Raw genomic sequence first — 21,982 nt, forward strand, 5'->3', positions numbered from 1 at the left:
TGACCGTATGTCCCCTCTGCCCCGCGGTATGCCTCGCCGCGCGGCGAGGCATGCTCCCGGCGCCGGGTCAGCCGTCCTCGTGCCGCCAGCCGTCGACGTGCAGCACCTCGTCCAGCGGCCGCCGCGGCGCCGGGCGGAACGTGCTGCCGGTGTGGTGCGCGGTGGGGATCAGCGCGCCCTGGCGCACGTCGTCCGGCAGTCCGAGCAGGTCGGCGACCTCGCGCTCGTACGTCAGGTGCAGCGTGGTCCAGGCCGTCGCCAGGCCGCGTGTGCGGGCGGCCAGCATGTAGCTCCACGCCGCCGGGAGCAGCGAGCCCCACAGCCCGGCCTGATTGCCGTCGGGCAGGGCCCCCGCCCGCGGAAGCCGGAGGCAGGGAATCACCAGCACCGGCACCCGGCCCATCCGTTCGGCCAGGTACGTGATGCTGGCGTGCACCCGCTGCTGCACCTGCGCCTGCTCCGGGTCGTCCGCGAACAGGCTGCCCGCGGCGGCGGGCGAGTCCAGGTAGGCGGCGCACGCCTTGCGGTACGTCGCGCCGATCGCGGCGCGCCGTTCGGGGTCCGTGACCACCACGAAGCGCCACCGCTGCGCGTTGGAGCCGCTCGGTGCCTGGAGCGCGGTCTCCAGGCATTCCCGCACGGTGTCCAGCGCCACCGGGCGGTCCAGATCGAGGCGGCGCCGCACGGAACGGGTGGTGGTCAGCACCTCCTCGGCGGACATCGCGGTGCGGTGCGGGGCGGGCGGGTCTGCTTCTGCTGCCATGCCCGCACCCTCCCGCGCCCGCCCCTGTGCAGTCCAGCTACCTCGTCTACAGCCTCTTTTCAGTAGGGCTACTAAGCTGGTCGCATGCTCGACGTCCGGCGCCTCACCCTGCTGCGCGACCTCGCCGACCACGGCACCGTCTCCGCCGTCGCGGAAGTCCACCGGGTCACGCCCTCCGCCGTGTCCCAGCAGCTCAGGCAGCTGGAGCACGAAGCGGGCGTCGCGCTGCTGCACCGCGAGGGCAGGTCGGTGCGGCTGACCGTGGCCGGGCGCGCACTCGTCGCCGGCACCGAGGACGTCTTCGCCGCACTGGAACGCGCCGAGACGCGGCTGCGCCGGCTCGCCGACCGGCCCTCCGGGCCGGTCCGCATCGCCTGCTTCACCAGCGCACTCGGCCCGCTGGCCGCGCCCCTTCCGGCCGCGCTGCGCGCCGCGCACCCGGAACTGGTGCCGGCCGTGCACGAGGCCGAACCGGAACACAGCCTCCCCGCACTCCGGCAGCACCGCGCCGACGTGGCGGTCGTCTACCGCTACACCCACCTCGGCGCCGAGGCACCGTCGTGGGCACACACCGTGCCGCTGCTCGACGACCCGCTGGCGGTCGTGCTTCCCGACGGCCATCCGGCGGCACGAGCCGACGCCGCCACGCCGGTGGACCTGCGCGACCTCGCGGACGCGGACTGGATCGCCGCCCCCGAAGGCGGCAGCTGCCGGGACGCGACCCTCCTGGCGTGCCGCCACGCCGGCTTCACCCCCCGCACGGTCCACACCTGCGCCGACTTCGGCGCCACCCTCACCCTGGTCGGGGCGGGTGCGGGCGTGGCCCTGGTGCCCCGCCTCGCGCTGACGTCCCCTCCCCGGGGCGTCCGGGCGTACGACGTGGGTCCGCCGTCGGTGGGGCGGAGTGTGGAGGCCGTCGTCCGGCGCGGCACAGCCGGGCACCCGGCGATCGGAGCCGTCCTCGGCGCCCTGGCCGACGCGGCGTCCTCACGGCCCGCCGGCCGGCGTCCGTGACACCAGCTCGAACCACACCATCTTGGTGGCCGGCCCGGTCCGTTCCGCGTCCCACGCGTCGGTGAGCGCGTCCAGCAGCGCCAGCCCCCGACCCTGCTCCGCCAGCCCTTCCGGATCGCCGGGGCGGGGCAGCGCGGGATCGCTGTCGTGCACCTCCACCCGCAGGCCGTGCGCGCGCCGCCGCAGTATGACCGTGCAGGTGCCGTCCGGCACGTGTTTGACGACGTTGGCCAGCAGCTCCGTCACGCCCAGCTCCGCGATCTCCGTCAGCGGGGCCATCCCCCACGCGGTCACGTACGCGCGCACGATCCGCCGTACGTGCCGCGCGCTGTGGCCCCCGGGCCGGAGCCGCGTCCGGTAGTAGTGCGACGGCGCGACCATGTGCGGCTCGTAGTCGAGCACATGGACCTCGGCGTTCATCCTGGCGACGCTCACACTGAAGACTACACTCCGCGACACCCGGTGACTCACCGTGTGGTAGCCGGTAGCCGGTAGCCGTCGTCAGCTCGTCGCGACGTGGACGGAGAGCCCGGCGAGGACGGTGCCCATGACGCGGCGCTGCGCGCGGAGCCAGCGGGGGCGGGAGCGCAGGAAGGACGAGAGGGCGCCGGCGGTGAGTGCGATCAGTGCGTTGACGGTGACCGCGATGGTGATCTGGGTGAGGCCGAGCACCAGGCTCTGCGCGGCGACCGACCCGCGTTCCGGGTCCACGAACTGGGGCAGCACGGAGAGGTACAGAATCGCGATCTTGGGGTTGAGCAGGTTCGTGACCAGGCCCATGGTGAAGAGGCGCCGCGGCCGGTCCGGCGGCAGCGGCTTCGGGTCGAACGCCGAGGCGCCGCCGGGCCGGAGGGTCTGCCAGGCCAGGTAGGCCAGGTACGCGGCGCCGGCCAGCTTGACGGCCGTGTACGCGCCGGGGACGAGCGTGAAGAGCGTCGTCAGGCCCGCCACGGCCGCGACGAGGTAGACCAGGAATCCGGCGGCGACGCCCAGCAGCGACACCAGCCCGGCCCTGCGGCCCTGGGTGACCGAACGGGACACCAGGTAGATCATGTTGGGCCCGGGCGTGAGGACCAGTCCGAGCGCCACGACCGCGATCCCCACCAGTGCTTCGACGCCGACCATGCGCACCGCCTCCCGCCCCGTGGCCGTCGGCGGGCGTCCGCCCGCCGACGGCCATCCTCTCAGGCGGGTGCGACAGCCTCGATCACCGTGGCGAACAGCTCGTCGCAGACGGCGACTTCCGGCCGCAGCCCGGCCGCCGCCACGATCCCGGCGGCGGTGCCGGTCTGGCGTTCGCCGGTCTCGAAGAGCAGACGCCCGCCCGGCGCCAGCCAGGACGGCGCCCCGGCGGCCACGCGGCGCAGCACGTCCAGGCCGTCGGCTCCGCCGTCCAGCGCGGTGCGCGCCTCGTGCAGCCGCGCCTCGGCGGGCAGCAGCGGGATCTCGTCGGTGGGCACGTACGGCACGTTCGCCAGCAGCACGTCCACCCGCCCGCGCAGGCGGGAGGGCAGCGCGGCGAACAGGTCGCCGCAGTGGACCTGTCCGCGGGAGGGGGCGAGGTTGCGGCGGGCGCAGGCGACGGCCGCGGGGTCGACGTCGGCCGCGTGCACCGCGGCGACGGCGCGGCCGCGTGCGGCGGCGACCGCCGTCAGCGCGGCGGCGAGCGCGCCGGAGCCGCAGCACAGGTCGACGACCACCGCTTCGTCCGGCGCGCCGTCGGCGGCCCGCCGGACCAGGAACTCGGTGCGGCGTCGCGGTACGAACACGCCGGGGTCGACGGCGATCCGCGTACCGCAGAACTCGGCCCAGCCCAGCACGTGTTCGAGTGGCAGGCCGGACGCGCGCCGCCGGATCATGCGGTCGAGGTCGTCGGGCGTGGGCGCCGCGTCGAGGAGGAGCCGCGCCTCGTCCTCGGCGTAGACGCAGCCCGCGGCGCGGAGTCGGGCGACGGCGGAGGGGCAGACGGGTCCGGGAGAGCGCGGCGAGGACGAGCGCGGCGCGGAGGAGCGTGGTGCTGGAGAGGGCAACGGAGTGGGGGCCTTTCGACGCGTGGTGAGGGCCCCGTCCTCACCCGTGCGGGCTGCCGCCGGCACGTCGGCGAGGAGGGAGCGCCCAGCCTGCTGCTGCGGGGATGGGGCTCACCTCCTCGGTCGGTCCACTGCTGGTGCCCGCCACACTACCCGACGCACTCAAGGGGGCGCATACCGTGCAACCCACGTGCTTCGTACGCCCCCTTGGGGACAGAATCGTTTCCGTGTCACCATCACTCCGCCACATTCCGCAAACGGAAGGTAACGCTGTGACACGCAAACCGGGGGGAGGAGCGATACGCGTGCTGGTGCTGCACGAATCGCACCTCATGAGGTCGGCTCTCACGTCCCTTCTGGGCACGGAGCGCGACTTCGAGGTCGCCTCGGCCTCGTGGAACGACTCCGCGCAGGGCCTCACGTCGGCCGACCCGCGGGTGTGCCTGGCGGACGCGGAGTGTTCCGGCGTGGACCGGCTGACGCCGGGCGGCACCCTCGCCGGGCAGGTGGGCGGCCCGGAGCGGGGGCTCGTGGTGCTCGCACACCCGGACCGGCCCGGCATGCTGCGCCGCGCCTTCGCCGCACGTGCCCAGGGGTACGTCAGCAAGCACGCTCTCCCGCAGCGCTTAGTCGACGCCATCCGTCGGGTCTCCCGTGGCGAGCGATTCGTGGACGAGTCGCTCGCCTTCTCGTTTCTGGAGGCCGCCGAGATGCCGCTGACGCCGCGTGAGCTGAGCGTGCTGGAGATCGCGGCGAGCGGGGAGTCCGTCGCGGGCACCGCCGCGCGCCTGCACCTGTCGCAGGGCACGGTGCGCAACTACGTGGCGGCGGCGGTCCGCAAGACCGGGGCACGCAACAAGGTCGACGCCATCCGCATCGCCCAGACCGCAGGCTGGCTCTGAGCCCGCCCCTCACGCAGCCCGGCTCGGGCCGGCGTGTCAGGCGGTGCTCCCGCCGACCGTCCGGCCTCCTCCGCTCACGCCCGGGTCGGGTGCCAGTGACCGACGAGTTCGGCGTAGAGGGGGGAGCGGGCGAGCAGGTCGTCGTGCGTGCCGCACAGGGCGCGGTCGCCGTCGAGGACGAGCACGCGGTCCGCGCGGAGGGCGGAGCTGATGCGGTGGGCCACCACGATCACGGTTCCCGGCCGTTCGGCGAACGCCCGCTCCGCGCGGGCCTCGGCGACGGGGTCGAGGTGACACGTCGCCTCGTCCAGCAGCACCAGCGGCGCGGGCGACAGGTGCGCCCGCGCCAGCGCGATCAGCTGCCGCTCGCCCTGCGACAGCGCCGCCGGATCGACTTCCCCGTCGTACCCGCCGAGCCGCTCCACCAGCGTGCCGAGCCCGACCGCCTCGGCGGACCGCCGCACGGCGGCGCCGTCGCGGGGCGAGCCGTCCGGGCACAGGTAGGTGAGGTTGTCGCGCAGCGTGCCGCCGAACACGTACGCCTGTTGCGGGATCAGCACCCGGCCGGCCGACGCCTCCGGGCCGCCCGGGTGCCGTACGGGCACGCCGTCCACGCGCACCTGTCCCCGCGCGGGCTCCAGCAGGCCGGCCACCAGGCCGGTGAGCGTGGACTTGCCGATGCCGCTCGGTCCGACGACGGCGAGGAACCGGCCCGGCTCCACGTCCAGGTCGAGGTCCTGGAGCACGGGGCGCGCGGCCGGCCCGTACGCGAACGTCACCCCGCGCAGGGCCACGTGAGGACCGGGGCCGGGGTCGGGGGAGTGCGTGCGGGGGGCGGGCACGGGCTTCGCGGCCGGCGTGGCCGGTGCCCCCGACGCGTCGGAGGGGTGCCGGTCTTCGCCCGACGGATGCCGGTCTCCGGTGAAGGTGAGCCGGTCGAGGACGACGAGCAGCCGCGTACCGGCCGCCCCCAGCGCGTTGATCAGCGTGTGGAGTGCCGGAAGCAGTGACTGGGTGAGGAAGGTGAGCGCCCCCAGCAGCTCCCCGGCGGTGACGCCCGCGTCGAGCAGCCACGGCGTGCACACCAGCAGCAGCACCACGGGGAGTTGCCCGGCGACGCCGAGGGCGAGGTTGCGGGCGGCGGCCCAGCGGGCGAGGGCGGTGCTCGCCCGCCGCCCGTCCTCGATCAGCACGTCCGCCTCCCGCGCGATCCGCTCCTCCGCCCCGCACGCGGTGACGTCGCGCAGGCCCGCCGCCGCGGCCCCGAAGCGGCCGGACACGGCCTCGTCCGCGTCGAGGAACTGCCGTTGGCGTACGGCGGTCGGCGCGAGCGTCCAGGTGAACAGCGCCAGGCCCAGGGCCAGCGGCGGCAGCACGACGAGGAGCAGCAGCGGCGCGAGCGCGGCCAGGCCGACCAGCGCGCCCAGCGCGGTGAAGACGAACGACCGGGTGACGAGGACGAGTCCGGCGAAGCCGTCGCGGGCGATCTCCGTCTGACTGGTGAGCCGGGAGACCGCCGCGGTGTCCACCCGGGCGGGCGCGCCGACGGCGGCGTGCAGCGTACGGGCGACCACGCGACGCACCAGGCCGTCGCGCAACGGCTCGACCAGGTCGGCCAGGTGGCGGAAGACGCCGCGGGTGGCGAGACCGCCGACCAGCACGGCCAGCGCGCCGACCGCGAGCCAGGCCAGGCCGACTCCGGTACGGCCGGCGAGGAAGCCGTCGTCCAGGGCGCGGGCCACGCCGTACCCGCCGAGGAACGTCTGCCCGGACTCCAGCAGCGACCACGCGCCGAGCCGCACCAGCGGGCGCAGCCGTCGCCGCAGGAACGTCCGCGCCTGCGGAGCGACCCGCCGCCACGCGCCCCGCCCCGGACGGTCGTTCGCCGCGGCACCCGTGCCGAGGGGCGCGTCGGCCGGTGGGCCCACCGGGCTGCCCTGCGCCGTCCGTGCGCCCTCGGCCCCGTCGCGCGCCCTGGTCTCCGTGTCGGCACTCATCGCCCGCCCTCCCCTTCGTCGGGCGCGGCAGGTGGCCGGGGCGGCCCGGGCGCCGCGCAGCGCACCACCCGACCCCCCGGAACGGCTCGGTGGCCGGGGCGGGGCCGGTCGTGCGGCTGGGCCGTGCGGGTGCGGGCCGGGGCGGGGCGGCGCTGCGGGCCGAACGGTGGCAGGACCCCTGCGTGCACCGGGCGGCGGGCGGGGGACGCGCCGTCGGTGCGTCGCCCTCGGCACGCGCCGGTTCGTGGGCGTCCCGGCGGTCGTTGGGGCTGCGGCATCCTCATCGCGCCTCTCCGCTCTGTCCGGCGGGGCCGGGCTCGGCCGGGGTTCCCGGCGTCTTCGTCGAGGCGGGGGCCGAGGTCTCGGTCTCCGCAGGTCCGGTCTCCGCAGGTCCGGTCTTCCGGGGCGCGGTGTCGGCGGGGTCGTTGTCGACCGGTGCGGCCCCGGAGGGGCCGTCCGCGGCGAAGACCGCCCGGTAGGCCGGGTCGTGCCACAGGTCGGCGTGGCGGCCGACCACCCGGATGCGTCCGGCGTCGAGCCAGGCGACGGCGTCCGCGCGGGCTGCGGAGGAGACGCGGTGGGCGACCAGCAGCCGCGTCCCGGGCCGTACTTCGTGCGCGAGGGCGCGGCCGACCTGCATCTCGGTGACGCTGTCCAGGCTGGACGTCGCGTCGTCCAGCACCAGCAGGCGCCCGGCGTGCGCGAACGCCCGCGCCAGGCCGAGGCGTTGCAGCTCGCCGCCGGACAGCGGCGCCGCGGCCACGGCCGTGTCGTATCCGTCCGGGAGGCGCCGCACGAAGCCGTCGGCGCCCGCCGCACGTGCCGCGGCCGTGACCTCGTCGCGGGGCGGCGGGTGGGGGCCGAAGCCGACGGCGTCGCCGACCGTCGTCCCGAAGAGAGCGGGCCGCTCGAACGCGTACCCCACCTCGCCGCGCAGCTCGTCCGCGCCGAGGTCGCGCAGTGGCACGCCGTCCAGCAGCACCTCGCCGCGTTCCGGGTCCTCCAGCCGTCCGGCGACGGCCGCGAGCAGCGACTTGCCGGAGCCCGACCGGCCGACGACGGCCATGGTCGTCCCTCCGGGCACGACCAGGTCGACGCCGTCCAGGACGGTCCGGCCGTCGCGGGTCACCGCCACGTCCCGCAGCTCCAGCCGTCCCGGCACCCGTCCCTGCTCCGGCCGCTCGCCGGGCGTCGGCGGCAGCCGCCGCGTCCCGTGCGGCACCGCCGGTACGGCCAGCACGTCGGTGAGGCGGGTCGCGGCGGCGCGGCCGCGCACCAGCGCGTCCAGCCGTCCGGCGAACGCCCCGATGCCCGCGGCGAGTACGCAGTACCGCGTGGCGGCGAGCAGGTCGCCGACGCTGACCGCGTCCGCCGCCAGCCGCAGACCGCCGGTCGCGAGGACCGCCGTGGTGAGCAGTGGCGCGAGGATGCCGCTGCCGACCATGGCCCGCCCGTACACGTGCCACATCCGGCGGCCGTGGACGCCGAGTTCGGCGAGCGGACGCAGCACCCGCGCCTGTTCACGGCCGACGGTGCCGGCGGCCGCGACGGTCGCGGCGCCGCCCAGCGCCTCGACCAGCGTCGCGGCGATCCGGCCCTGCGTCTCCTGGTAGCGCCCGACGCTCTCGGAGGAGCTGCGGGCGAAGGCGCGGAGCAGCAGCACGAGCAGCGGTACGCCCGCGAGGAAGACGGCGGCCAGCCAGAGGTCGACGACGGCGAGGGCGATCAGTCCGCCGACGGGCGTGACGAGGGTCGCCACTGCTGCGGCTCCGGCGGCCGGGGCGGTGCCCGCGTCGGTGGCGTTGGCGCCGAGGCGGGTGACCAGGTCGCCGGGGGTGAACCGGGCGGCGCCGCGTGGCCCGACGGCCAGCAGGTGGGTGAACGTGCGGCGTCGCAGCCACGCGGTGCCGCGTGCGCCGAGTACGCCGGTGAGCAGCGCTCCCGCCGCGGCGAGCAGCATCTCGGCGGCGATCAGGGCACCGCAGAGCGCGAACAGGGTGACCGGCCGTTCTCCGGCGAGCAGCCGGTCCAGGGTGTGGCCGAGGACGGCCGGCAGCGTCAGGGCGACGGCGGACTCGGCGAGTTCGAGCAGGAGCAGGACGCCGGTGCCGGTCCTGCTCGCGGCGGCGGCCTGCCACAGCAGCCGGACGGGGCCGACGGCCCGCGGCCCGTCCTGCGCGTCCCGTCCGCGTGACGGGCGCGAAGGGACGGTCTCACGCGTCGGCGCGGCCATGCGCGGTCCTCCGGTTCTGTTCCCGGTTCCGTTCCGTTTCCGTCGCCTGCTCCGGCCGGGGGGCGAGGCAGGCGGGAGGCTGCCGGGGCGGGCAGGCAGGGGCGTGCCCCCGCCCGGTGGGCACCGGACGGGGGCACGCCCTGAGCGGGCCGAGCCTCAGTTGCAGGTGGTCAGGCTCAGGCTGCTGTCACCGCAGAGCAGGAGGCTGGCGCGGCTGCCGCCACCGGTCTCGAGGTCGCCGATGGCCTCGTCCTTGGGCGTCTCCATGGTCTGCAGGTCGAGAAGGGACATCTCGTTTCCTTTCTGAGCTGTTTCAGGGACGGTGTTTCTCCACGGCCCCTCACGGGACCGGGTTCTGGGGCCGCCGCTTCAGCGGCGGGAGGAACGGGAGGCTCGCGGTCGTGCGACCGTGCCCCTCCTCGTCCCGGTGGGGGGCGTCGGGCGCGCCGTACGCGCTGCCCAGCGCCAGCAGGCAGCCGGCGGTGCCGGTACTCAGGTCCATCGAGAGGCGCATCATCTGCTCGCCGGGGAAGGCGAGTTCGTCCCGGTACGGCATGGCGGTCCAGGACAGCGCGTCGATCTGCCGCCGCAGGTCCGCCGCGTCGGTGCCGGGCCCGTCGGCGGTGGTCCGCGCCAGGTACAGCACCATGCCCGCGGCGCCCCGGAACAGGCCGGGCTGCGCGTAGAACTTCGCCTGCGCCGCGCGGACGATCTCCCGCCGTGCGTCGGCGAAGCGTGCGTCGTCGCGGTGCGCCAGGTAGTCGTCCAGCACCATGCCGATGCCCACGCTGCCGGCGCCGAGGTACGGCATGGTGCGCCAGCCCTCGTTGACGGCGAGCGCCCCGCTGACGCTGCGCACGCACTGGTCCAGGTCGGCCCGCAGCGCGTCGGCGGCGAGGTCGAGCAGCGCGGGGTCGCCGGTCCGTTCGTAGCGCCGCACGAAGAACAGCGCCTCTCCGGTGCGGCCGCGCAGCAGTCCGGCGCGCGGGGTGCCGTCGCCGCGTGACGCACCCGGTGTGGCCGTGCGTCCGGCGGCGCGGTCGGCGAGCAGGGTGGTGCAGCGTGCGGCCGCGTCCGCGAGTCCGGCGTCGCCGGTGCCGGCGGCGAGGGAGTCGAGGGCGAGTCCGACGCCGGCCAGTCCGCTGTGCAGGTCGGAGCCCAGCACCCGCCAGTCGTGCCCGGCGGCGACGGCCGCCAGGTCGAGGGCCTCGTCGCTGTGGCCCAGGCGGTGCAGGACCCAGCCGATGCCGGTGAGGCCGTCGTAGAAGCCGAGCGGGGTGCCGGAGGCGGGCTCCTTCATCCGGCGCAGCAGCCATTCCTCCGCGTCGGGCGCGCGGTCGGCACCGGTCTCGGCGAGCGCGTGCAGGACGCCCGCCGTGCCGTAGCCGAAGGTGGCGCCACCGGAAGGGGTGGCGAACTGGGCGATGTCGCCCGGGAAGTAGCGGTCCTCACGGTCCGGTGTGGCCGAGGCGAGCAGGGCGCGGATCATCGAGTCGCGGCTGCGCGGCCAGTCCGCCGGCTGCACCGGCAGATACGTCCCGGAGCCTCCGCTTCCCGTTCCGCTTCCGCTTCGTGTTCCGCTTCCGCCTGAGCCGGTGTCCGCGGCCGGTTCCGTACCCCGGGTGATTTCCGCGACGGCCTCGTCGAGGAACGCGCGCGGCACCGGGAAGTGGTCGGCGGCGATCTGCGCGAGATGCGCCGCCTTGCCCCGATCGAGCGCCAACAAGCTGGTCAGCGGCAGGAACAGGGCCAGTCTGAGGCAGGCCAGCGCGTACCGGTCGACCGCGAACCCCCGCCGGTCGGCCGGTGCCACGAACCCCGGGTTCGCGATGACCTGGCGGCGTCCGTCCGCGCCGGAGGTGGCGGCCTCGAAGTCCAGCAGCGCCACCGACGACTCGTCCTCGGACACCATGATGTTGAACAGATGCAGGTCGTTGAAGACCACGCCCCGCGCGTGCACCGCGTCGACGGCCTGCTCCACCAGTCCGTAGATCCGCATGGCCCAGTCGGTGTACTCCGCGAGCGTCTCGGCGCTCGGGTCCGGCTCGATCAGCGGATGGCGGCGGGCGAAGAAGGTGTTCAGCGGCTTGCCCGGCAGGTACTCCAGCACCAGGAAGTGGTGGTCTCCGACCGTGAAGTGGTCGCGCACCTCCGGGGTCTGCGGCACACCGGACAGGCGCACCAGCGCGTCGCGTTCGCGTTCCAGCCGCTGCACGGCGTCCGCGCCGTCCGCGGCCAGCCCGGCGTGCGGGCGTGCCTCCTTGAGCACGACCTCCTCGCCGGTGCGGGTGTCGCGCCCGGCGTACACCCCGCCGCCGTTGGAGAAGTGCAGCGCCCGCTCGACCCGGTACGGCACGCCCTCGAACGTCGCGGCGGACCGTGCGTCCAGGTGCGGTCGCAGGAAGTCCGGCAGGTCCAGCCACTCGGGCAGGTGGAAGGCCGGCCCGCGCCGGTCCGGTACCAGCCGCCCGCCGGGCTCCTCGATCGCCGGGCAGAGGTTCCCGTCGTCGTCGTAGGCGTTCCGCTCGGTGAAGCTGCCGTACCGCAGGTGCACTGGTCCGGCACCCCAGCGCAGGTCGCTGAGGATGTACGGCCCGGGTTCGCCGTCCAGCAGTGCGGCCAGGTCGCCGGCGATCTGCTCGCAGTCGGCGTCGTCCAGCGGGTAGACCGTCATGAACTTGCCGCTCGCGCCCCGGTCGGCGTACTTGGCGTTCCGGTTGTGCAGAAGGTAGCGGCTGGGCACGAACTTGAACGCCGTCGACCGCGCCACGCAGTAGTCCCACACCCGCTCCAGGACGCTTTCCGCGTTGTCCAGGCAGGCGGAGACGTGGATCTTCCAGCCCTGCGCCGGCAGCGTCGTCTCCAGCGGACGGTAGGCGAGCCAGTCGCCGGACCGGTGCCGCTGCCAGCCCTCGGGAGCGGGACGGTGCGCCGCCGCGTACAGCTCGCCGGCGACCGCACGGCCGGCGGTGACACGGTGCGGTGCGTCGTAGAACCGTCGGTCTGCGTCGCAGAAGACGGCGTAGCCCTTGCTCATCCCACCTCCCGTTGCGTTCGGGTGACGGGATGGAGACTGTCAGCGAGGGAAGGGCACGGAACAGTCGCAGGCGTCACGACTCACCCGTGCAGAATGCACATGCGCCGACGCGGAGAGTCAGCGCATGGGTGACTACGGAGCGTCAGAAGGGCTGTTCGGCGGGGGACGCCGGAGGATCAGCGCCGGTGGCGGCGCGGGGTGTAGCCGAAGCCGGTGTCGTGCTCCCACAGATGCGCACACGTGGGGCACTGGAGCTGCAGGCGCCGGCCCCGGTGCGCGAGCAGGTAGCGCCAGTGCTCGGTGCACGCGCGCGGCCCGGCGCAGTGCACGCAGCCGCGGTTGTCCGCACACTGCGGGCAGTCCACCCACGCGCGGCGGGACCTGTCGGCGTGCGGGTCAATCGGCAGCACGGCCCGGCTCCCGCGACGGCAGCACACCGGCCGCCACCAGCATGTCGTACGTGCGCTGCTGGTCCTCGTCCAGACCGGAGTAGAGGGCCGCGTACGCCTCTTCCTCGCCGCGCAGCGCCTCCACCGGGTCCCAGGTGTCACCGAGCGCCGCCATCACCTCGGCCCGGCGCTGCGCCTCGTGCGCGGTCAGGTCCAGCGCGAATATGTGGTGGTCGGCGTTCTCGGCTTTCTCGGCCTTCCGCGGGCCGTGGTCCTGGCTCATGGCGTGCTCCGGGGGTGGTTCGTGCCCACCGTGCATATCAGACGACCGCCCCGCCCCGGTATGTCCTGGCCCACACCCGTAGCGGGCTCAGAGGTCGTCGGGCAGTACGCGGAAGCAGCCGCGCTCGGGCCAGTCATGCGTTCAGGTCGAACCAGACGACCTTGGAGGCAGGGCCGGTCCGTTCCGCGTCCCAGGCGTCGGTCAGCAGGTCGAGCAGTTCCAGGCCGCGCCCGTCCTCGTCCAGTGCGCCCGCCTCCCGCCGTGTCGGCAGCGCCGGGTCCGCGTCGTGCACCTCCACCCGGACGCCGCCCGCGCGCCGTCGCAGCATGATGGTGCAGACCGTGTCCGGCACGTGCTTCACCACGTTCGCCAGCAGCTCGGTCACCCCCAGCTCGGCGACCTCGGCCGTCGGCGCCATCCCCCACGCCGTGAGGTAGGCGCGCACGATGCGCCGCACGTGCCGCGCGCTGTGAGCGCCGGGCGTCAACCGCATCCGGTAGTAGTGCGACGGCTCCAGCAGGTGCGGCTGGTGATCCAGCACGTGGATTTCGGTGTTCATGAGGTCAGCCTGCACGCCGGGAACTACCCTCGGCCATGGATCGTGACCCAACGTGCAAGCAGTCGGATGGAGGCGTAGCCGCGTGGTGGCTCCCCGCGAACTCGACCCCTCGGCCTCGGCCCTGGACTACTTCGGCAGCGAACTGCGCCGCCTCCGCCTCCAGGCCGGTCTGAGCCAGGAGCGCCTGGGCGAGATCGTCAACTACACCGGAGCGCTCGTCGGCCTGGTCGAGATGGCGAAGCGCCCGCCCAGCCGCGACTTCGCCGACCGCTGTGACGGCGCCCTCGGCGGCGCCGGCGCGCTGACGCGGCTGTGGCCGCTCGTCATCCGCAGCGGACTGCCGAGCTGGTTCCAGGACTACGCCGAACTGGAGGCCCGCGCGGTCGACATCCGCACCTACCAGGCCCAGGTCGTGCACGGTCTGCTCCAGACCGAGGAGTACGCCCGCGCCGTGCTGCGGCCCGCCCGCCCGGGGGACCTGGACGGTCTGACCGAAGCCCGCATGACGCGGCAGGAGATCCTGCGCGGCGCCAACCCGCCCCGCCTGTGGATGGTCCTCGACGAAGCCGCGCTCCGCCGCCCCGTCGGCGGCCCGGAAGTCATGCGGACCCAACTCCGCCGCCTGTTGGACCACCGCGAGTCACCCCGCGTCGTCGTCCAGGTCCTGCCGTACAGCGCGGGCGCGCACGCGGGGCTGAACGGGTCGCTCAATCTGCTGTCTTTCCTGGACAGTCCAGTCATCGCGTACTCGGAGGGCTACGGGGCGGGGCAGGTTCTGGCCGAACCGTGTGAGGTGGAAAAGGCCGAGCTGAAATACGATTTGCTCCGGGCCGCCGCGCTGTCTCCGGACGACTCGGCGGAGTTGATCGCCCAGCTCATGGAGGAGCTTGATGAGCACCGGAGTTGACCTCGGTCCCGTGTACTGGCGTACGTCGAGCTACAGCGGAAGCGACGGCGGCGAATGCGTGGAGGTGGCCGCGCAGTGGCGGAAGTCGTCCTACAGCGGCAGTGAGGGCGGTGATTGTGTGGAGGTCGCGCAGTTCGTCGGCGAGGTCGGGGTGCGTGACTCGAAGAACCCGGGCGGGCCCGTGCTCGCGTTCCCTGCCACCGCCTTCGAGGCGTTCACCTTCGCCGCCCGCGAGGGTATGTTCGACGCCTGAGACGAGACCCACCGCACCGAGCCCGGCGGCGCATGCTGCCGGGCTTTCGTGCGCTGAGCACCAGGTCGAGCAATCCGGGACCCGGGCAGCGAGGTCCCGGCGATGCCCGAACCCCAGGAAAAGACCCTCGGAGAGAACCCTTCCCCAACCAAACCCCGTTCGTGTCCCTCGTGCGGGTGACAATCGCTGACGGATGGTCACATGCGTCGCGGATCGGCATAGGCTCGCCGACGAGACAACCCACCCATAGGACGACCCCCGCCCGGGACTGCAATCCCAAACGAGGGTCTGACCACCTGGAAGTGAGCCCTTCCGATGGCTGAACAGCAGCTTAACGCGCCCGCGCGCGCCGGACACGGCGTTCCGCGAGCCGGTGTCGTCCACGTACGGCACCGCCACACCGAACGCTTCACCGTGGTCGGCAACCACCTCGCCCAGCACGACGACCTGTCGCTCGTCGCGATCGGGCTCGCCGTCCACATCCAGTCCAGGCCGGACGGCGCTCTCGTCTCCATCCGCGCGCTGACCGCCCGCTTCCGCGAAGGCGAGGTCACCATCGCCCGCGCGCTGCGCGAGCTGGAGGCCGCAGGCTACCTTCGCCGCACTGTCGAACGGCTCCCCAACGGTCGCCGCGTGACGCGTACCGTCTCCTTCGACCTGCCCGAACACCTCGCCGTCTCCCAGACCCCGCCGCCACGGCCGGCGAAGCCCGCGCCGCCGACGCCCAGGCCCCGGCCCGCCGCGAAGCCCGCCGCAGCCGAACCACCCGCGCACCCCGAGGCGTCGGACCTCCTGGCCCGGCTCCGTACGCACGACGCGCGCCTGTTGCTCAGCACTCGTGACGTCGCCCGCCTCGCGCCCGCCCTCTCCGCCTGGCTGGAGCGGGGGGTGGCTCCCGAGGCGGCCGTCCGCACTCTCAGCGCCGACCTTCCCGCCGACCCGATCCGCCGCCCGGCCGGACTCCTCGCCCACCGCCTGGCGGAGTGGCTGCCGCCCGCCCTTCCTGCCGAAGCCGCCCCACCCGCTCCGACGGCCGCGCCACGCCCGCACCCCTTCCAGGACTGCGACGGCTGCGACCGCGTCTTCCGCGCCCCCACCCCCGGCCTCTGCCGGGACTGCACCGAGGCCACGGTCACGATCACCGTCGCCTGACTGGGTGCGGCACAGGTGTTCGGGTGGGCTGTGCTCTCGCTGTGCCGGTTGCCAGAGGGGCATCTGCGCGATTCACTTGCGCGTAGACGGCTCTGATCGTGGAGAGGAGGCCATCAGTGCTGGTGAATTTCCGGGTGGCCAACCACCGGTCGATCCGCGATGAGCAGGCACTGCAGCTGAGGTGGGTGTACGAGGCGGACCGTCCCGCCGGATCGGACTGGCCGGCCGTCCCGGTGGCCGGCGTTTTCGGAGCGAACGCGGCCGGCAAGTCCAACATCGTCGACGCGCTGCAGTACATGGCCGGGATGGTGGTGGACTCCTACCGCGACGCCGAGCCCGACGGAGGCGTTCCTCGCTCGCCTTTCCGCCTCGACCGGGAGAGCGCGGGGGAACCCTCCTGGTACGTCGTCGATCTCCTGCTCGGCGGAGTCCGGCACACGTACGGGTTCAGCGTGGACGACGAGCGGGTGCAGGACGAGTGGCTGTACACGTATCCCCACGGCAAGCGCCGGATCATCTTCCAGCGCTCCGGGGAGGCCGTGGAGCCCGGACATTCGCAGCCCCGGTCGGCCCTGGAGCTGGTGGAGAGCATCACCGAGCCGAACGTCCTCTTCATCTCCCTCGCCGCCCGGTCGAAGCTGCCCGATGTGCGCCCGGTGTACGACTGGTTCCGGGACGGGCTGCGGTTCCGCACCGCCCGGTACGGTCTGCGGACGCCGCCCGTCAGTCGCATGTTCGAGACCCCCGACAGCTTTCCGCAGCTCCGCAACCTGTTGCGCGCCGCCGACCTGGGCATCGAGGACTGGGGTGTGGAGCAGGTCGTCATGGACGAGGACCAGCTGCGCAGCCAGTACCGGGGCCGCGTTCCGCGCTCTCTCCAGCGCCAGCTCGACGCGGAGGGCACGGTGGAGCAGCGACGCCCGTGGGTGGCGCATCGCGGCCGGGACGGCGTGGTCAGGCTGGACCTGCGGGACGAGTCCAGCGGGACGCGGGCACTCATCGAACAGGCACCCCAGTTCCTGTCCGTCCTCGCACGCGGCGGCACGTTCGTCGTGGACGAGATCGACTCCAGCCTGCACCCCCTCCTGACTGCGGCGCTGGTGCGCCTCTTCCAGCGCCCCGAAAGCAATCCGCGCGGCGCGCAACTCGTCTTCACCACCCATGACGCCAGCCTGCTCGGACGCGTCGACGGCGAAGAGGTCCTCAAGCGGGACCAGGTGTGGTTCGTGGAGAAGAACGAGCACGAGGCCTCGGAACTCGTCGCGCTCGCCGACTTCAAGCCCCGGCTGGACGAGAACCGGGAACGCCGCTACCTCGGCGGCAGTTACGGCGGCGTGCCGTTCATCGACGACAGCTTCGCCGACGCGTTGGCGAAGCGGGGAGACGACAGTGGCGAGAACTCCGAAGCCGAGCGGGACCAGGCGCCCCTCCTTTGAGACGAGGCTCGAGCGGCGCGCAGTGGAACCCCGCGTCCACCCGGCACGACAGCCGGGCCACCGGCCCGCCCGAACACCGAAACACCCGCTCGCCAAAGGTCCCGTCAGCTTGCTGACGGGACCTCACAACATCACGGTTAGCGCTGCAATTCCTGCGGCCCCTGCGTCTTGTGTGCCTTTCCCGTTACGGCGTCGACGTGGATGGGCGCGACCATGAAGTCGGGGTCGTTGGTCTGAAAGGGACAGACCCAGTCAGTACGCCAGTTTCCGTTACGCTTTGTCGCTCGCAACGCACACCTCTGCGCCGTGAGGACAATCTCTTTGGGAACGTGGACCGATTTCCGTGCGATCGACGATGCCTTCTTTTCGCTAAGAGTTGGAGCGGGCAGACTTTTTGGATCCTTGATGTCGTTCACCAGAAGTTGGGAAACGCGACCTTCGGTGTTGATCTGCACATCAAGACGCATGGGCAGGAGCACGCCGTCGCTGTTCAGACGCCGCCAGCTCACGATCCAGCCCAGTTCTCCCATGGGATTGACCTGTACCTTTGCGTCAGACGTTGCCCACGGATAGCGCCTCTCCGCGTAGCGACGGGCGATCTCTTCGGCATCCTGCTCGTTCCCCGGCTTACGTTTGGCACCCTCAATCGGGAAACTGCCGTTGGTGGTGCGGTTCGAAGCCTCAAGGGTCGCGGTGAATCGTGAGGTGTCGGGCCAACTCAGTCGTGCACTCCCTGATTCAAGAGCGATGAGTAGCGCCTCGGGCCCGCCAGCGACTCCGGGGCTGAACTGGATCTTCACGACTTCCTGGTGGTCGTCGAAAGCTCGGGACACGGCTTTCTCGGCAGCGGTGCGTTGTGCATCGTCGGGGCCTTGCAGGCTCGTGGCATCGACGTGTACGGGGGTAATCCACAGATTCCAGACGACAGCAGCCGGGAGCAGGACTGCGAGGCCACCCAGAGCGGTGGGCTTTGCTGCCGCACCGGCAGGTTTCACAGCGCGGCCAGAGGCCCGCAGGATGCCGTAGGTAGCCAGGGCGCCTGTGACGGCCCCCAAGGCGTTCATCTGCAAGTCGCTGCTGTCGCAACCCCGGCTGACGCCCGGGAGAAGAGTCTGGAGGAACTCCGTGGCCACTGTGAGTGCTATCCCGCCGGCCAGCACGGGCAGCAACCGGCGTGAGGCCAGGACGCCGAAGATCCCGATGGGGACGAACAGCGCAAGGTTGAGGATGCCCTGGGTGGTGGCAAAGGGTTCGGCGAAGTCGTGGTTGACCACGCACTTGCCCGTGCTCGAGTTCCCCCTTCCACCGGAGAGGAACAGAGTGAGAGCAACCTCCGCCGCCACCGCTGCCCCCAGGATGGCCCATGACCAGGCGCGCTCGGCGTGCCGGTCGGCGAGGAAGTAGCCAGCGGCTGCGACGAGCAGCACCGCTAGTGAGGCGACGACAATGAATGCCGTCTGTTCTTTGAAGATCGCAGAGAACACGAGGAGGAGAGCCTATCGAGGTATACGGGGCCAGGGCGGCAGGCAGACGGGACCGCTCCGGTCGACCCCTCAACCGGGGGTCGACCGGAGCGGTCACGGGGTGTTCCTCAGCAGTCGGCGAGCGGGGTCTGGAAGGTCTGCTGCCCGCTGACCTCCATCACTCCGATCGTGGCGTTGCAGTACTCCAGGCCCGTCCAGGTCTTGGCGTCCGTCTCACCGGAAGACTGGTAGCCCCAGCCACCCCAGCCGTTGCCGTTGCCCTGATAGCCCAGTCTGCGGTAGATGCGGCTGCCGCTGTCCTTTTCGTACTCGGTCCACGTCACGTCGTTGGTGTACTTCGCGTGAGTGAGCACACCACTGCTCAAGGTGGTGCAGGTCATGTAGCGGAAGATGTAGCCGCTGCTCGGGCAGCTGGCCATGAGGGATGCCTGGCCCTCGGAAGAACGCGACTCCGCCTGTGCCGTCGTAGCGGTACCAAGCGCTGCCACGGTCACGCCCGCCAGCGCTGCGGCGCGGGCAACGTTCTTGATTGAGAATCGCACTGCGTGTCCTCTCCAAAAGTGGTCACAGCTTGTGGCCGTGATGAAACTGGGAGACAGCAGAAGGAACATCACGTGATCAGCCGGCTGAAGCCCCCCTGCCTTCAACTCCGTTGAAACCGCAGCCATTTGGCCATCTGGGCAGTGATCAACAAGGCGTCACGCTATGCCCGGCACGGCATGTGCGCAACAAGTAATGAACTCGTGAGCGCCATACGCTGTGTGATGATCAACACACGATGAGCTTCCTTCTGGCAGCCGAACGCCAAGCCCCATAGCCAACGCGAGAAGCGCATCACGGGGATGGGACGGCTGTTGAGGCGGGTGGGCCGGGGGTGGGGTCGGTAGAATCCCGGCGACCGGGGACGTGACCCTGCGGGGGTGTCGTGTCGTGCTGCAAGTGGAATTCTCGCGCGGGGAGCTGGCGCGGCTGCGGGTCGCCGAGGGTGCGGACCCGATGTGGGAGGTCGTGCTCAGCCTGCATCTGCTGCAGAACCAGCAGGCGGCGCTGACGTTCGACCCGTGGCGCCGGGAGGTGCGGGCGGCGCTGGAGCGGGCCGGACTGACCGGTGTCGTCCAGGACCTGATGCGCGTCTGCCCGGCCGCACCGTACTTCCCGGACTTCCTCACGCCCGGACGCGGCGAGACCGGGGTCGACTTCGAGGCGGCCGTGGAGCGGGTGCTGTCCACCCCGAGGCGGCGGCTCGCCGCCGAACTGGAGCGGCTGCACACGTACTCCGGCGGGCCGGTGCCGTCCGGGCTGCGGTCGCTGGCCGCCGGTGAGCCGGAGGCGCTGCGCCGGCTGGGCACGGGGCTGCGCCGGTACTACGAGGTGGCGGTCGCGCCGTACGGGCCGGCGATACGGGCGCAGGCCGCCGCCGACCGGTCCCGGCGCGGCGAAGTGGCCCTCGCCGGCGGCGCGGAGGGGCTGCTCGCCAGCTATACCGAGCTGCCCGGCTGGCAGGCGCGCGGCGACACGCTGCTGGCGCCGTACCCGGTGCGGCGTGAACTGCACCTCGCCGGGCGCACGTTGACGCTGGTGCCGAGCTTCTTCTGCGTCCGCACCCCGCTCGCCCTCGTGGACGAGGAGCTGCCGCCGGTGCTGGTGCATCCGCTGTCGCCGACACCCGGCTGGCTGCTGCGCACCCGGCAGGGCCGGGCCACGCCCCCTGTTGCGCAGCTCATCGGCGCCTCGCGCGCGCGGATGCTGGAGCTGCTGGGCAGGCCGATGACGACGACGGCACTGGCCACCGCGATGGATCTGGCGCCGTCGACCGCCAGCCGGCACGCGTCGGTGCTGCGCGAGGCCGGGCTGCTCACGACCAGCCGGCACGGTACGCACGTGTTGCACCGCAGGACGCCGCTCGGACGGGCGCTGCTGGACGGCCCGCCGCCCTGACGGCGGCTCCCGCCCTCGTGCGGACGCCCGAGGGCCGCGGTCCCTGGCGGGAACCGCGGCCCTCGGCTGGGGAGAGGGACTTCAGCAGGTGGGGACGCCCGGCAACCAGGCGTCGGAGACGTCGATGAAGATGTTGGAGAGGTAGCCGCCGTAGGCGGGCACGTACGACCAGGCGTCGTTGCTGTAGCCGTCGTAGTTGACCATCTGGCCCCGCACCTGGCATTCGACGCGCACCGTCGTCGGGCCGCCGAGGGTGCCGACGACGGCGGAGTCCGTGGTGGCGGCCTCGCGGATGTTCACGCCGGAGCCCCAGGTCGGGAAGGGCGTCCCGGTGCCGCCGCCACCGCCGCCGACCAGCGACATGTAGTAGTTCCAGTCCCAGTGGGGGCCGGGGTCGGTGTGGTCGTTGCCGGGGACCTCGTGGTGGCCGACGATGTGCGCGCGGTCCTTGGGGATGCCGTAGCGGTCGGCGAGGTGCTTGGTCAGCGCGGCGGAGGAGCGGTACATGGCGTCGGTGAACCAGGACGGGTCGTCGACGTAGCCCTCGTGCTCGATGCCGACGGAGTACGGGTTGCCCGAGCGGGCGTGCCAGGCGGTGTCCCCGTCACGGACCATCTGCGTGACGTCGCCGTCGGAGGAGCGGACCACGTAGTGGGCGCTGACCTGGGCGGACGGGTTCTGGAACCAGCTGATGGTCCCGCCGTACGAGCCCTGCGTCACGTGCACCACGATGTGGGTGATCGCGGAGGACCGGCCGGACGAGTAGTTGCTCGAGCTCGCCGGGACCCAGTGGGCCGGCGGGTAGTCGGCGCTCTGGATGCCCGGGAGGCGGGACACCTCGGCGTACCGGCCGCGCTCGGGCGCCACGTCCTGCGGCGCGACCTGCACCATCTCGCCGCCGGCGACGAAGGTGCGGAGGCCGTCGGACAGGATGCCGTAGACCGCGTCCGCGTACAGGCGGGCGGCCTGGTCACTGTCCGCGGTGCCGTAGCGGGCGACCGCGCGGTACCACGCGTCGGTGTCGTCGCGTTCGGCCGCGTCCAGGCCGAGGTCGTCGGCGAGGCCGCGGAGGACGGCGGCGCCGCCGCGGATGTTGGCCGGGGTCTCGCCCCTGAGGTCGGCGACGGACTCGCCGGTGAGCTTCGCGGCGCGCTCCAGGCTGTGCCGCTCCGGGTTGCTCACCAGGTGCATCACGCCGTAGCCGTTCGCGTGGCTGGGCTCGCCGTCGTGGCCGTCCAGGTGGGTCTCGCCGTAGCCGACGGCCACCAGCAGGTCGCGGGGGACGTCGAACTCGGCGGCGGCGTCGGCGAACGCGGTGTTCACCGCGTTCCCGGCCGGCCCGCGGGGGCCGTCGGGTGCGGGGGCGGCGGTCGCGGCCTGCACGCCCGTGGTCAGCGACAGCGCGACGGCCATGCCGAGGATCGTGCCTCGGGAGCGTCTGAACACCTTCCAGGTCATCGACTCGTCTCCGCTCTCGGCGCGAGTGGGGGGATACGGCGCAGCCGCGTGCGCCGGGAGACGCGGACCGCCGGACCACTGGCACGCCGGCAGACGGGTCGGCGTGGCCCCGGGAGGCGGTGGTCCCCGCCATGGTGCGGGGTGACT

21 protein-coding genes are annotated in these 21,982 nt (G+C 73.0%); 7 read left to right on the plus strand and 14 right to left on the minus strand.

All coding sequences use genetic code 11. The annotated features are described in order from the left end of the window. Nucleotides 1-67 precede the first annotated feature (67 nt). The gene (locus K304_RS0109200; RefSeq protein ID WP_486591610.1) at nt 68-763 is read right to left on the minus strand and encodes a nitroreductase family protein; all 696 of its coding nucleotides are present in this window, start codon (nt 761-763) and stop codon (nt 68-70) included. Between the two features lie 84 nt (nt 764-847). Here K304_RS0109200 and K304_RS0109205 point away from each other — a divergent pair, with 84 nt between their 5' ends. Continuing rightward, nucleotides 848-1,777, plus strand: a complete 930-nt coding sequence (locus K304_RS0109205) for a LysR family transcriptional regulator (RefSeq protein ID WP_027763509.1) — start codon at nt 848-850, stop codon at nt 1,775-1,777. Here K304_RS0109205 and K304_RS0109210 read toward each other — a convergent pair. From K304_RS0109210 to K304_RS28120, 3 genes are all read right to left on the minus strand, one after another. After that, on the minus strand, nt 1,751-2,197 hold the full coding sequence (locus tag K304_RS0109210) for an ATP-binding protein (RefSeq protein ID WP_311671743.1): 447 nt from the start codon (nt 2,195-2,197) through the stop codon (nt 1,751-1,753). The genes K304_RS0109205 and K304_RS0109210 overlap by 27 nt on opposite strands. A gap of 81 nt (nt 2,198-2,278) precedes the next feature. Next, nucleotides 2,279-2,902 carry a LysE family translocator gene (locus K304_RS0109215; protein ID WP_027763511.1) on the minus strand — a complete coding sequence of 208 codons (624 nt, stop codon included), beginning with the start codon at nt 2,900-2,902 and terminating at the stop codon, nt 2,279-2,281. Nucleotides 2,903-2,961: 59 nt separating this feature from the next. After that, complete coding sequence (locus tag K304_RS28120; RefSeq protein ID WP_037789710.1) at nt 2,962-3,807, minus strand: putative protein N(5)-glutamine methyltransferase; 846 nt, start codon at nt 3,805-3,807, stop codon at nt 2,962-2,964. Nucleotides 3,808-4,112: 305 nt separating this feature from the next. Here K304_RS28120 and K304_RS0109225 point away from each other — a divergent pair, with 305 nt between their 5' ends. After that, nucleotides 4,113-4,709 (plus strand): LuxR C-terminal-related transcriptional regulator, encoded by a 597-nt coding sequence (locus tag K304_RS0109225; RefSeq protein ID WP_311671740.1) that lies wholly within the window; start codon nt 4,113-4,115, stop codon nt 4,707-4,709. Nucleotides 4,710-4,783: 74 nt separating this feature from the next. Here the strand turns inward: K304_RS0109225 and K304_RS0109230 are convergent, their stop codons facing one another. From K304_RS0109230 to K304_RS0109260, 7 genes are all read right to left on the minus strand, one after another. After that, nucleotides 4,784-6,706 carry an ABC transporter ATP-binding protein gene (locus K304_RS0109230; protein WP_078528817.1) on the minus strand — a complete coding sequence of 641 codons (1,923 nt, stop codon included), beginning with the start codon at nt 6,704-6,706 and terminating at the stop codon, nt 4,784-4,786. Nucleotides 6,707-6,986: 280 nt separating this feature from the next. Beyond that, the gene (locus K304_RS28125; protein ID WP_078528819.1) at nt 6,987-8,939 is read right to left on the minus strand and encodes an ABC transporter ATP-binding protein; all 1,953 of its coding nucleotides are present in this window, start codon (nt 8,937-8,939) and stop codon (nt 6,987-6,989) included. 156 nt (nt 8,940-9,095) lie between these two features. Then, nucleotides 9,096-9,230, minus strand: coding sequence for a SapB/AmfS family lanthipeptide (locus tag K304_RS0109240; RefSeq protein WP_023530017.1), 135 nt, complete (start codon nt 9,228-9,230; stop codon nt 9,096-9,098). A 49-nt stretch (nt 9,231-9,279) separates the two neighbouring features. Then, nucleotides 9,280-11,976: a class III lanthionine synthetase LanKC gene (gene lanKC / locus K304_RS0109245; protein WP_027763514.1), complete on the minus strand. Its 2,697-nt coding sequence runs from the start codon at nt 11,974-11,976 to the stop codon at nt 9,280-9,282. A gap of 176 nt (nt 11,977-12,152) precedes the next feature. Next, nucleotides 12,153-12,386, minus strand: a complete 234-nt coding sequence (locus K304_RS0109250) for a hypothetical protein (protein ID WP_027763515.1) — start codon at nt 12,384-12,386, stop codon at nt 12,153-12,155. Next, nucleotides 12,373-12,648, minus strand: coding sequence for a DUF6400 family protein (locus K304_RS0109255; protein ID WP_051308170.1), 276 nt, complete (start codon nt 12,646-12,648; stop codon nt 12,373-12,375). Before K304_RS0109255 ends, K304_RS0109250 begins: the two co-directional genes overlap by 14 nt. 133 nt (nt 12,649-12,781) lie before the next feature. Then, nucleotides 12,782-13,207: an ATP-binding protein gene (locus K304_RS0109260; protein ID WP_051308172.1), complete on the minus strand. Its 426-nt coding sequence runs from the start codon at nt 13,205-13,207 to the stop codon at nt 12,782-12,784. 82 nt (nt 13,208-13,289) lie between these two features. Here K304_RS0109260 and K304_RS0109265 point away from each other — a divergent pair, with 82 nt between their 5' ends. The 4 genes from K304_RS0109265 (at nt 13,290) to K304_RS0109280 (ending at nt 16,955) form a co-directional block, all read left to right on the plus strand. Then, nucleotides 13,290-14,114, plus strand: coding sequence for a Scr1 family TA system antitoxin-like transcriptional regulator (locus tag K304_RS0109265; protein WP_027763518.1), 825 nt, complete (start codon nt 13,290-13,292; stop codon nt 14,112-14,114). Next, nucleotides 14,098-14,367 (plus strand): DUF397 domain-containing protein, encoded by a 270-nt coding sequence (locus K304_RS0109270; protein WP_027763519.1) that lies wholly within the window; start codon nt 14,098-14,100, stop codon nt 14,365-14,367. The genes K304_RS0109265 and K304_RS0109270 overlap by 17 nt, the downstream gene beginning before the upstream one ends. 315 nt (nt 14,368-14,682) lie before the next feature. Beyond that, nucleotides 14,683-15,519, plus strand: a complete 837-nt coding sequence (locus tag K304_RS0109275) for a hypothetical protein (protein ID WP_027763520.1) — start codon at nt 14,683-14,685, stop codon at nt 15,517-15,519. Nucleotides 15,520-15,635: 116 nt separating this feature from the next. After that, a complete protein-coding gene (locus tag K304_RS0109280) occupies nt 15,636-16,955 on the plus strand; it encodes an ATP-binding protein (protein WP_027763521.1) in 1,320 nt (439 codons plus the stop codon). Nucleotides 16,956-17,092: 137 nt separating this feature from the next. Here K304_RS0109280 and K304_RS28130 read toward each other — a convergent pair whose 3' ends face one another. Both K304_RS28130 and K304_RS28135 read right to left on the minus strand, forming a co-directional pair. After that, nucleotides 17,093-18,439 (minus strand): VanZ family protein, encoded by a 1,347-nt coding sequence (locus K304_RS28130; protein WP_051308173.1) that lies wholly within the window; start codon nt 18,437-18,439, stop codon nt 17,093-17,095. A 107-nt stretch (nt 18,440-18,546) separates the two neighbouring features. After that, the gene (locus K304_RS28135; RefSeq protein WP_037789713.1) at nt 18,547-18,858 is read right to left on the minus strand and encodes a hypothetical protein; all 312 of its coding nucleotides are present in this window, start codon (nt 18,856-18,858) and stop codon (nt 18,547-18,549) included. 511 nt (nt 18,859-19,369) lie between these two features. Here K304_RS28135 and K304_RS0109295 point away from each other — a divergent pair. Beyond that, the gene (locus K304_RS0109295) at nt 19,370-20,377 is read left to right on the plus strand and encodes a helix-turn-helix domain-containing protein (RefSeq protein ID WP_027763522.1); all 1,008 of its coding nucleotides are present in this window, start codon (nt 19,370-19,372) and stop codon (nt 20,375-20,377) included. Between the two features lie 81 nt (nt 20,378-20,458). Here K304_RS0109295 and K304_RS0109300 read toward each other — a convergent pair whose 3' ends face one another. Then, a complete protein-coding gene (locus tag K304_RS0109300) occupies nt 20,459-21,835 on the minus strand; it encodes an N-acetylmuramoyl-L-alanine amidase (protein ID WP_027763523.1) in 1,377 nt (458 codons plus the stop codon). Between the last annotated feature and the right edge of the window lie 147 nt (nt 21,836-21,982).

The organism is Streptomyces sp. CNS606, assembly GCF_000426325.1.

Excerpts from the sequence above, each read along its gene's own strand:
- K304_RS0109300 (WP_027763523.1), bottom strand. The coding sequence starts at position 21,835 with ATGACCTGGAAGGTGTTCAGACGCTCCCGAGGCACGATCCTCGGCATG.
- K304_RS0109270 (WP_027763519.1), top strand. The coding sequence starts at position 14,098 with ATGAGCACCGGAGTTGACCTCGGTCCCGTGTACTGGCGTACGTCGAGC.
- K304_RS0109260 (WP_051308172.1), bottom strand. The coding sequence starts at position 13,207 with ATGAACACCGAAATCCACGTGCTGGATCACCAGCCGCACCTGCTGGAG.
- K304_RS0109210 (WP_311671743.1), bottom strand. The coding sequence starts at position 2,197 with ATGAACGCCGAGGTCCATGTGCTCGACTACGAGCCGCACATGGTCGCG.
- K304_RS28125 (WP_078528819.1), bottom strand. The coding sequence starts at position 8,939 with ATGGCCGCGCCGACGCGTGAGACCGTCCCTTCGCGCCCGTCACGCGGA.
- K304_RS0109240 (WP_023530017.1), bottom strand. The coding sequence starts at position 9,230 with ATGTCCCTTCTCGACCTGCAGACCATGGAGACGCCCAAGGACGAGGCC.
- K304_RS0109205 (WP_027763509.1), top strand. The coding sequence starts at position 848 with ATGCTCGACGTCCGGCGCCTCACCCTGCTGCGCGACCTCGCCGACCAC.
- K304_RS0109200 (WP_486591610.1), bottom strand. The coding sequence starts at position 763 with ATGGCAGCAGAAGCAGACCCGCCCGCCCCGCACCGCACCGCGATGTCC.
- K304_RS0109275 (WP_027763520.1), top strand. The coding sequence starts at position 14,683 with ATGGCTGAACAGCAGCTTAACGCGCCCGCGCGCGCCGGACACGGCGTT.
- K304_RS0109215 (WP_027763511.1), bottom strand. The coding sequence starts at position 2,902 with ATGGTCGGCGTCGAAGCACTGGTGGGGATCGCGGTCGTGGCGCTCGGA.
- K304_RS0109230 (WP_078528817.1), bottom strand. The coding sequence starts at position 6,706 with ATGAGTGCCGACACGGAGACCAGGGCGCGCGACGGGGCCGAGGGCGCA.
- K304_RS28135 (WP_037789713.1), bottom strand. The coding sequence starts at position 18,858 with ATGGCCAGCTGCCCGAGCAGCGGCTACATCTTCCGCTACATGACCTGC.
- K304_RS0109255 (WP_051308170.1), bottom strand. The coding sequence starts at position 12,648 with ATGAGCCAGGACCACGGCCCGCGGAAGGCCGAGAAAGCCGAGAACGCC.
- lanKC (WP_027763514.1), bottom strand. The coding sequence starts at position 11,976 with ATGAGCAAGGGCTACGCCGTCTTCTGCGACGCAGACCGACGGTTCTAC.